This window comes from Acinetobacter sp. USHLN143, from assembly GCF_037145695.1.
Taxonomy (GTDB): domain Bacteria; phylum Pseudomonadota; class Gammaproteobacteria; order Pseudomonadales; family Moraxellaceae; genus Acinetobacter; species Acinetobacter fasciculus.
Window position 1 is genome coordinate 1 of sequence record NZ_JBBCWZ010000110.1, and the last position, 6,137, is coordinate 6,137.

At 35.7% G+C, this 6,137-nt stretch carries 10 protein-coding genes; 4 read left to right on the forward strand and 6 right to left on the reverse strand.

All coding sequences use genetic code 11. The features are described 5' to 3' along the window. The first annotated feature begins 267 nt into the window (after nt 1-267). The 3 genes from WFH18_RS16355 to WFH18_RS16365 all read left to right on the forward strand — a co-directional run bounded on the left by WFH18_RS16355 (nt 268) and on the right by WFH18_RS16365 (nt 1,860). Complete coding sequence (locus WFH18_RS16355; RefSeq protein ID WP_004809021.1) at nt 268-438, forward strand: hypothetical protein; 171 nt, start codon at nt 268-270, stop codon at nt 436-438. Next, on the forward strand, nt 439-831 hold the full coding sequence (locus WFH18_RS16360) for a hypothetical protein (RefSeq protein ID WP_004809020.1): 393 nt from the start codon (nt 439-441) through the stop codon (nt 829-831). It begins immediately after the preceding gene. A gap of 204 nt (nt 832-1,035) precedes the next feature. Further along, complete coding sequence (locus WFH18_RS16365) at nt 1,036-1,860, forward strand: TIR domain-containing protein (protein ID WP_004809019.1); 825 nt, start codon at nt 1,036-1,038, stop codon at nt 1,858-1,860. A gap of 92 nt (nt 1,861-1,952) precedes the next feature. Here the strand turns inward: WFH18_RS16365 and WFH18_RS16370 are convergent, their stop codons facing one another. Genes WFH18_RS16370 through mobQ form a run of 3 tightly spaced genes read right to left on the reverse strand, consistent with a single transcriptional unit; the run spans nt 1,953 to nt 3,880 of the window. Then, complete coding sequence (locus WFH18_RS16370) at nt 1,953-2,441, reverse strand: hypothetical protein (RefSeq protein ID WP_336755285.1); 489 nt, start codon at nt 2,439-2,441, stop codon at nt 1,953-1,955. 18 nt (nt 2,442-2,459) lie between these two features. Beyond that, a complete protein-coding gene (locus tag WFH18_RS16375) occupies nt 2,460-2,930 on the reverse strand; it encodes a hypothetical protein (protein ID WP_253105109.1) in 471 nt (156 codons plus the stop codon). Beyond that, nucleotides 2,927-3,880, reverse strand: coding sequence for a MobQ family relaxase (gene mobQ, locus WFH18_RS16380; protein ID WP_253105111.1), 954 nt, complete (start codon nt 3,878-3,880; stop codon nt 2,927-2,929). The genes WFH18_RS16375 and mobQ overlap by 4 nt, the downstream gene beginning before the upstream one ends. A 214-nt stretch (nt 3,881-4,094) precedes the next feature. On the opposite strand from mobQ, the gene WFH18_RS16385 reads away from it, so the two are divergent. Then, nucleotides 4,095-4,376, forward strand: a complete 282-nt coding sequence (locus tag WFH18_RS16385; protein WP_202735528.1) for a mobilization protein — start codon at nt 4,095-4,097, stop codon at nt 4,374-4,376. Nucleotides 4,377-4,389: 13 nt separating this feature from the next. Here WFH18_RS16385 and WFH18_RS16390 read toward each other — a convergent pair whose 3' ends face one another. Genes WFH18_RS16390 through repM form a run of 3 tightly spaced genes read right to left on the reverse strand, consistent with a single transcriptional unit; the run spans nt 4,390 to nt 5,972 of the window. Then, nucleotides 4,390-4,653 carry a hypothetical protein gene (locus WFH18_RS16390; protein WP_253105114.1) on the reverse strand — a complete coding sequence of 88 codons (264 nt, stop codon included), beginning with the start codon at nt 4,651-4,653 and terminating at the stop codon, nt 4,390-4,392. Beyond that, nucleotides 4,650-4,991, reverse strand: a complete 342-nt coding sequence (locus tag WFH18_RS16395) for a hypothetical protein (protein ID WP_004809014.1) — start codon at nt 4,989-4,991, stop codon at nt 4,650-4,652. Before WFH18_RS16395 ends, WFH18_RS16390 begins: the two co-directional genes overlap by 4 nt. 45 nt (nt 4,992-5,036) lie before the next feature. Next, nucleotides 5,037-5,972 (reverse strand): replication initiation protein RepM, encoded by a 936-nt coding sequence (repM, locus tag WFH18_RS16400; RefSeq protein WP_004809013.1) that lies wholly within the window; start codon nt 5,970-5,972, stop codon nt 5,037-5,039. Between the last annotated feature and the right edge of the window lie 165 nt (nt 5,973-6,137).

Sequence of the window (6,137 nt, forward strand, 5' to 3'; positions counted from 1 at the left end):
AACAATAGTCTGTTTAAAACACAAATATTTATCATGTGTTCTAATGGTAACTAGATGTGTGCTTATGGGTAACTAGATGTGTGCTTATGGGTAACTAGATGTGTGCTTATGGGTAACTAGATGTGTGCTTATGAAGGCTGAAACCCTTGCTATTAAAGGTTTTCATAAGGGTTAAAAACATTAAAAACATTAAAAACAATTAAAAACCCGCTATGCTATTTTTTTTGTTAAAATTTAAAAAGAAATTTTTATTTGTCGAGGTGGCAAATGAACGTAATGAGCTTAGTTATTACACCAACAAAAAATCAAAAAACAGTACCTGTTCAAATTAATCTTGATAGAATGAAATCAGCTCTTTCTTCAGAAGTCTTTGTTATGCCTAAAGGTTTAACTCGGGAAGAGAAAAGAAGATTAATACTGGAAGCAGGGAAGAAGTAATTGTCATACACGTGGGAATTTGGAAAACAATTTGCTATTGAATTTAGTCACTACCCTGAAAACCAACAAGATAAAATTCTAGATTTTACAGATATCTATGAAGAATTTGGTTTTAGTGATTTTTCTAAATACCCAGGTAAGATTTCACCATCATGGCGTGGAATAGAAAAGACTAATCCAATTTATGATTTCACTTACTCAAATAACCTTTGGCATTATCATATAGGTATCCCTGAATATTTTAAAAGTAGATATAACAACTACTTAACATCAGATATGATTCTTCATTTTCAAAGAAAAGATCATATAGACCATATTCGTGTACTGGATATTACTTGGCATTACAAAGCTAATGGTCTTTTTTGGTTACCAACTTCTGAATATCTAGATTAATACTGTCGCTTTGCTCTGTTAATCTCTTTACAAAGCAAAAGGGGGTAATTGTAATCAGAGAAAAAACGTATGAATTTTAATGGTTGGTAATCGCTCGTAGACACTCGTTCGGTTCTTATTTAAATAAATAAAAAATTTTCTAAATCAAAACTGTAAGGTGATAGGCTAATTCTATTTAATACTAGCTCCTATTAAAGGATTACGATGTACTACCATGTAATAATAAAGCCTAAGTCAGATAAATATTATGGTGAATATAAAACTGATCTTACCAAGGAACAACTGGTCTCAAGATTCATTGAACCATATGAGCAAGGAATGCCTATTGTTATAAATGGGAAAACAATTCAACCTAATGATCTTGAAAGAATAAAAATTTCCGAGAGCGAAAGAACAATTGAGTCATTTATTCCTCAGATTAAAGCAGAAAGAGCAAATTCATCAGTAGTTATGATTGGAGGCCCATCTTATACCTATAAAGCTATTTTACGGGCTAATGATGTTACCGATAGCTTTATTGAAGGTGCAATTGGCTATAAAAAGGGGCTGATAAGTACCCCAGTAACAGAAAATACTGAACCAAATAACAAAGTATTTATTGTTCATGGTCATGATGAAAGTGCTCAGAATAAAGCAGCTAGATTTGTGGAAAAACTTGGTTTTGAAGTAATTATTCTTCATGAAAAAGCTAGTTCAGGAAGAACCATCATTGAAAAGATAGAACATTACTCAGATGTTGGATTTGCAATAGTTTTATATACGCCTGATGATGTCGGAAGTGAGAAGTCCAAAGCTGATAATCTAAATGTCCGCGCTCGCCAAAACGTAGTTTTTGAGCATGGCTTCCTTATCGGCAAACTCGGTCGAAAAAATGTTGCAGCTCTAGTAGATGGAAAACTTGAGCTTCCTAATGATATTAGTGGAGTCGTTTATATTAGCTTGGATGAGGCTTCTGCATGGCAGCTACATTTAGCGAAAGAAATGAAGCAATCTGGTTATGATATTGATATGAATAAACTCTTCTTTTAAGAGTAACAAAAATAAGCTCGATGCTTTGAAGTTTAGCTTTTGCTGAACTTCAAAGTCGGGCATTTAGGTAGTTGGATATTCACAGTAGGTTTTTAATAAAGCTCTTCTAATACTTTATTTTTTCCTAAAGGTTGATAGGTAGTTCTAAAGGCTTTTTGTTTTTCTTCTATGCTCAGAATTTGAGAAGAAAGGCCACTTACCACGATATTTTGCAAAATAATTTCTAGATAATTTCTGGCTTCTTGAGACTTAGCTTCATGAATGGCTTCTGTAGCTATACTTAAACTTGAAGGACACTTCTTTTGAGCTACCTCAATCATAAATTCAAAATCTTCCTGCGATTGTTTTATGTATTTTTGATGTGCTTCTCTATCCCTAATATCTGCATTTATCAGATTAGCTTGAGTTATCCCAAACTTTTCACCTGGAGAAGCATTTATTGAAAGGCATTTTGATAGTTGGAGAATACTGTTAATCATATGCCCAGTAATTATTTCCTCTCTATCATCAATATATTTTGGTTCATTACTACAAGCTGCAAGTAAGACGAGAAAAAATGGCAATAATATTTTTTTATACAATTACTTACCCTCTTAATATTATTTAGGATCAATCACACAATAATCGGCATTTTTTCCATAGCCACACTGTTTTTTTATAATTCTAACGCATGTTTTCCCATCGCATTTTGATAGGTCTAAGCTGTAATTTTTCAGGTTATTTACTTCTGATCTGCGCTGCTGGATTTCATCCATACTTGGCACAAATAAAAATAATGCCAAGAACAGCACCATTACCAACGCTACAAAGGCACTGGCAAACACGGCAATAAATTGATAGTTAAGACGGCTGGTTGCTTTATCTAATTCCTGAATACGGCTCTTTAATGCCCCTATAGCCTGCTTATTTGTCTCCTGTAGCGACTTTTCGGCTTTATCCAGAACCCCACTAGCTACTTGGGTGTAAAACGTCTCTAATCGCTTCCTATCGTCTGCTATGGCTTCTCTGTATTCCTTCATGGAAGCCAATAAAATATATAACTGGTCGTCTAAGTCGTTTTGATTGCTCATAAGGAAGGCCCATCTCTATTCATGCTTTTGCGTTGTTTCAGCTTCATGGCTCTGTCTTGCTGTAGCTTTAACTGCTGCTGATGTTCCAGTTGTAAGCGTTTAGCTTCCTGATCTTTCTTCCATTGCTCGAAACCCTTTTCGACACGGCTGAAGCCTTGTTCTAGGATTTTTTCCTTTTGGGGTTCTTTGTATTGGAGCTGCTGACTGTTTTGCTGTTTGATGTTGTCATTGAAACGGCTAACTTCAGTATCTATACCCTTCCTGCGTAATTGAGTAACCTTGCTGCCTTCATGTATGGTGGCTTGTAGACCGTTACCTTGTTCGGCATAGCTACGATGGTCTATTTTTTCTTTGTATCCTGCTTTGTCCAAGGCGTAATTTGCAAGGTTTGCCCAGGTGGCTCGAATCTGCTTGATTTCTTCCTGGCTTGTTCCCATGCCTAGGCTTTTTCTTTTGGTGTTACTTAGCTCGATTTCCGCTTTTTGAGTGAGGACCAATTTATTTTCAGTGTCTAATTCTGCTTTGCGAGTTGTCAGCAAGATATGTGCATGATGGTTTTTATCATCTCCACCTTTGCTGGGTGCATGAATCGCTAAATCTGCAACTACGCCATAGCGATCTACTAAGGACTTGGCAAAGTTTTTAGCAAGTTCCTTGCGTTGTTCTTCATCCAATTCATCAGGTAAAGCAATAACCCATTCTCTAGCGGTTCTAGCATCTTTGCGGTTTTCCATTTTTTCCGCCAAATTCCAGAGTTCGGCACGATCAATTTGAGTATCTAAATTCGAGATAATTTCGGTGTAAGCCACACCTTCTTTTCTCGTAAAGTCGTGTGTTAATCCTGTCCGTTCATCTGTCAATTTTTCTCCTGCACGATAGGCCATAGATGCTACCGCAGTTCGTCCCGAACTTCGGTTAATGGTCTTAGTCGTACAGTGATAAATTGCCATGCCTTAGCCTTGTGATGGTTTTGCTTTTGCTTTTAAAAAATTGCGTAGCAGTTTTTTGGGGTTAAGGGGATTCCCCTTACGCAAACTTTGACTTGGATGAAATCCAAGTCGTAAGTGCGCATTTCATGAAAAACACGATAGCATATAGCCCGCTTGAATTTCAATTCATAGGGCCTTATGCTTGAGTGGTTTTCTATATCCCGAAATCTGAATCATGACAAAAGCTGCTGAAACTCTTGAAAAGAAAATCGAAGCCCAATTAGAGAAGCTGAAACAGTTAAAGGCTCGCAAACAAGCTATCGAAGCTAGAGAAAGATCGAAGCAAAAAGAGCAGGAAAGAAAGGATGATACTCGACGTAAAATTTTGCTTGGTTCTTATTTGATTAAAAAAATGAATGCCAATGAAGCCAATAAAGAAAAAATACTCGCTGAACTCAACGAGTATTTAACAGAAGACCGAGATAGACAGCTTTTTGGCTTGCCGAGTAATAAATAGCTTTAGTTATCTACTATATTTTAGACTTATTAGCTTCATGGTATCGAAGAATACTAGCTATTTTTTGGAATAAATATCCAAGAAAAAAACCATTTAGCATGATTCCTATGCCTGTAGAAATCATCATGCCTGACCAAACAGTCCTAGTTCCATAATAGGGGCGAGGTATTTCTATACGACCAAAAGCAAGAATAAAAACAAGACCTGAGATAACCCCTAAAGTGATAATTCCCCAACCAATAAAATTACAAGTATCACTTTCTTTTATAGAGTTCATTCTGAAGTTTTTCCTTTGTTTTCTTCTGCGATGATAGCTATTTGTATATTGAAAATTTCATCTCGCAGTTCTAATGCCTTGTTTGAAAGGTCAAATGCTTGTTGGCAAACTTTTTTAGCTGCTTCTTTTTTAGCTTCCATATCAGAGCTATTTTTTGCCAAAGCATCTTTGTATTGAGCAACCAGTTTTTGACATTCTTCGCTAAGTGGATCTGCCTGTTTTGTCAATTCATCAGCTTGTTTTTTTAAATCTTCTTGATCGCTTTTCAGTTGCTCCAATTCTGACTTACTACAAGCCGTTAAAAGAAGGATTACTCCAAAAAATAATATTTTTTTCATTGCTTTAGCCCAAGAGAAAAAAACATTTTACCCCACTATTCCAATTTAAAGTTGAAAACCGGCTTTTTCTAAAAATGGATAGAATTCTTTAAACTTTTCAGGTTCTAAAAGCATATCGGCAATACGGATAGCAAACTGTTGATAGGACTCTGTACCTTGAGAATATTTAGACATCTCTGGCATTTCAGATATTTTATTTGCAAATAAATGGCGTTGAGCATCAGTCATTTTGATAAAGAAGTCTGGCGTGTTTGGGTCTCGTGTGGAATCTACTTTTTTGTCAGCCTTAGCTTGCTGTTTTATCTTGAATTTAAATGAAAATCCTGAAATTACACGACCTTTTTTATGCTGCTCATATTCGGCTTTAATATCTGTTTTTTCATTAATTTCTTTAATTGCTGGCTCAAGTACACGTGCTTTAAAGTGGTGCATCCGCTGGTATTCATTGACACCTATTCCAAGCTGTTCCCTAAATTCTCCTAAATCAATTATTGGTACTTTCCCTGTACTTCTCCATTGGATCAGTAGCTCATAAAGTCTGGCTGAATATACGCTATTTAATTGTGCTGTTTGGCTTAGTAAATATTGTGTGAAAAACTCTTTAACACCATCAATTCGACTAATTCCCTCAACCACCGCTAATGTAAAAACTAGCTCTATTGCTCCCTCATCATCAAGATAACGAACTTGCTGAATCCAGCGACTTTTAACTAACTTTCCATTTTCATCGTAAAAACTAAACCTACGATTGAAAAGAGTATCTTCAGCCTCCTTCATGCGTTGATAAGCATTTTGCCTAGTTGTATTAAATACCTCTGCATAACGTCTAGCATCAATACGTAAAGGTGTATCAGTACTTAATCCTGTCCCAGTTTCTCGTGCATCTACAATAGCAAGTTGAACAATATGCAGTTCAGCAAGAGTAAGAACCTGAAAGGCTTGGTTTAAACGGTTTGTTTTTACAACTAAATTTTTTTTCATAATGGGTAACCAAATGCGTTTTTAAACACTCATATTTTTTTGTGTTTAAATACTAACAATAGTCTGTTTAAAACACAAATATTTATCATGTGTTCTAATGGTAACTAGATGTGTGCTTATGGGTAACTAGATGTGTGCTTATGGGTAACTAGATGTGTGCTTATG

What these genes read in the sequence shown, in the direction of transcription:
- WFH18_RS16355 (WP_004809021.1), top strand. Translation starts at nt 268, where the DNA reads ATGAACGTAATGAGCTTAGTTATTACACCAACAAAAAATCAAAAAACA.
- WFH18_RS16365 (WP_004809019.1), top strand. Translation starts at nt 1,036, where the DNA reads ATGTACTACCATGTAATAATAAAGCCTAAGTCAGATAAATATTATGGT.
- WFH18_RS16375 (WP_253105109.1), bottom strand. Translation starts at nt 2,930, where the DNA reads ATGAGCAATCAAAACGACTTAGACGACCAGTTATATATTTTATTGGCT.
- mobQ (WP_253105111.1), bottom strand. Translation starts at nt 3,880, where the DNA reads ATGGCAATTTATCACTGTACGACTAAGACCATTAACCGAAGTTCGGGA.
- WFH18_RS16385 (WP_202735528.1), top strand. Translation starts at nt 4,095, where the DNA reads ATGACAAAAGCTGCTGAAACTCTTGAAAAGAAAATCGAAGCCCAATTA.
- WFH18_RS16390 (WP_253105114.1), bottom strand. Translation starts at nt 4,653, where the DNA reads ATGAACTCTATAAAAGAAAGTGATACTTGTAATTTTATTGGTTGGGGA.
- WFH18_RS16395 (WP_004809014.1), bottom strand. Translation starts at nt 4,991, where the DNA reads ATGAAAAAAATATTATTTTTTGGAGTAATCCTTCTTTTAACGGCTTGT.
- repM (WP_004809013.1), bottom strand. Translation starts at nt 5,972, where the DNA reads ATGAAAAAAAATTTAGTTGTAAAAACAAACCGTTTAAACCAAGCCTTT.